At 61.2% G+C, this 2,336-nt stretch carries 2 protein-coding genes; one reads left to right on the top strand and one right to left on the bottom strand.

What is annotated here, in order from left to right:
* Positions 1–235 precede the first annotated feature (235 nt).
* On the top strand, positions 236–1,339 hold the full coding sequence (locus tag U9980_RS20335; RefSeq protein ID WP_322769375.1) for an acyl-CoA desaturase: 1,104 nt from the start codon (positions 236–238) through the stop codon (positions 1,337–1,339).
* A gap of 31 nt (positions 1,340–1,370) precedes the next feature.
* Here the strand turns inward: U9980_RS20335 and U9980_RS20330 are convergent, their stop codons facing one another.
* Complete coding sequence (locus U9980_RS20330; protein ID WP_322769374.1) at positions 1,371–2,189, bottom strand: SAM-dependent methyltransferase; 819 nt, start codon at positions 2,187–2,189, stop codon at positions 1,371–1,373.
* Positions 2,190–2,336 lie beyond the last annotated feature (147 nt).

The following is a 2,336-nucleotide window of genomic DNA, read 5'->3' as shown; positions in this document are numbered from 1 at the left end:
CCATCGCATCGATCAACGAATGGCTTCCCGAACGGACTCCTGAAGCACACCCCAGGTCTGCCCGTCGTCAACCGGCGGGTGCTAGAACCGTTACTGTAGGCTCGCACATGCAGCTCTCCACCGGCCCTCATCCAGCACGGCGACGTCGAGACCGAAAGTTGAAGCGCCCGTTTGCGCGAGACGGTATCAGGACGTACGAGCGTTTCAAAACACGAGGCTTCTCGTGTGTCACTCTATGGAGTATTCTCCGGCGGGAGGTCGACGTTTCTTGCGTAATTCAGGTCAGACAGGTCTTGCGGAATCCGCCATCGCTCGTCGACCAGAACGGGAAATTCAAAGCGACTATATCGAGTTGCTCGAAAAAGTGAGAGCGGCGGGTCTGCTGAAGCCGCGTTACGGAGCGTATGGAACCTTGATCGCGGCAAACGCCGCGCTTTACCTGCTCACCTGGGGCGCTTTCGTCCTGCTCGGCGATTCTTGGTGGCAGATCGTAACCGCGGTGATCCTTGCGATCTCATTCACTCAGACCGCATTCCTTGCGCACGATGCAAGCCACAGCCAGATACTCGTGAGCCGATCGGCGAATCGGCGAATCGGCATCGTGCACGCCAACCTGGCCATCGGAATCTGTTATGGATGGTGGGCGCCGAACCATTTTCGGCACCATGCCTACCCGAACCATGAGCAGCGGGACCCCGACCTCACCAACAAGTTCATGCTGATGACCCGGAGTCAGGCCGGTTCGCACGACACTGTTCGGTATCTGCCGCGGCGCGTCCAAGCCTTCGCATTCCTGCCGCTGTTGTCATTTCAGGCCGTATCGATGCACATAAAGAGCGCGCTCGCCATACCCGGCTTCAAGCCCAGGGGGCGGACGTCTGAAGCGGTTCTGCTGTTCATGCACTTTCTCGCGTACAGTGGCATGCTCATCGTCGTGCTGTCGCCGTGGAAAGTGCTGGTATTTTTTGCTGTGCAGCAGGGCCTCTTCGGCATCTATCTCGGCTGCGTATTCGCAATTAATCACAAGGGGATGCCAACGTACGACAACGACGACATGGATTTTGTTCGCCGTCAGGTAGTCTGCTCGCGAAACATTCGCGGAGGGCGTTTGGTATCGCTGGCGACGGGGGGATTGAACTACCAGATCGAGCACCACCTTTTTCCTCGGATGCCCCGCTCCAACTTTCGCCTTGTGCGTCCGCTAGTTCAGGATTTTTGTAGGTCGAAAGACATTCCTTACACTGAAGTCGGTGTGCTGGGATCCTTCGGGCAGGTCATGCTGTATCTGCATCGCCTAGGCAAGATCAGGCGTCCGCACGATGCCTACGGCATCCGGTGACAAAACCGAGCGGACGTGTGCAGGCACTGCGTCAGGGCTTCCGGCCGACGGCACAGAATTGGGCCACCTTGATGTCGGCATGGGGATCGCCGGGCTCGGGGCGCCACTGCGAACACGAAACCACGCCGGGTTCCAGCAGCTCGATGCGGTCGAAGAAGCGGGCGATCTCATCGCTGTTGCGGAGGATGAGCTGGTAGGGGCCGTCTTCGTTCCAGTCCCGTACGGCGTTCTCCATCACCTCGCCGTGCACTTCTGAGGTGGGGTGGGCGATCGTCAGGTAACTGCCCGACGGTACGACGTCGAGAAGTCGATTCACGATTGCATGTGCCTCGTCGTCCGTGACGAAGCACAGGATTCCCACCAGCATGAGCGCGATCGGTTGATCGAAGTTCAGCGTCCGGCCGGCAGCCTGCAGGATCAGGTCGGGGTCGCGCACGTCTGCGTCGAGGTAGTCGGTGACGCCCTGCGGGACGCTGGTGAGCAGTGCGCGGGCGTGCACCAGGACGATGGGGTCGTTGTCGACGTAGACGACGCGGCATTCCGGTGCGATCGTCTGGGCGACTTCGTGGGTGTTGTCGGCGGTGGGGAGCCCGGTGCCGATATCGAGGAACTGACGAACCTCTGCCTCACCGGCGAGGTAGCGGATGGCACGACCCAGAAAGGCCCGGTCTGCGCGAGCGGAGTCGACCAGGTCGGGCATGAGAGCGAGCATCCGGTCACCGACCTCGCGGTCCGCCGCGAAGTGGTCCTTGCCGCCAAGCCAGTAGTTCCAGACCCTGGCCGAGTGCGGCACGGTGGGGTCGATACCGGCCGGTTGCCGGTGGTCTGTGCTGGACGAATTGTTGGTCATGACGGTACCCCTCGGCCGGCCGGGCTGATGATCGTTGCGGGCAGTGTATTGCGCGGTGCCCTGCCGGTCGCTCTCAGGGCACCGCCTTGCGGGTGGTGTGGACGATGTCCTTCGTCTTCGTGTCACTGGGGCCGGTGGCCGGGACGG

It is taken from the genome of Protofrankia sp. Cr1, from assembly GCF_963555865.1.
Taxonomy (GTDB): domain Bacteria; phylum Actinomycetota; class Actinomycetes; order Frankiales; family Frankiaceae; genus Protofrankia.
This window is presented reverse-complemented; position numbering and strand designations above follow the sequence as displayed.

Coding starts and splice junctions, on each gene's coding strand:
- U9980_RS20335 (WP_322769375.1), top strand. CDS start 236: ATGGAGTATTCTCCGGCGGGAGGTCGACGTTTCTTGCGTAATTCAGGT.
- U9980_RS20330 (WP_322769374.1), bottom strand. CDS start 2,189: ATGACCAACAATTCGTCCAGCACAGACCACCGGCAACCGGCCGGTATC.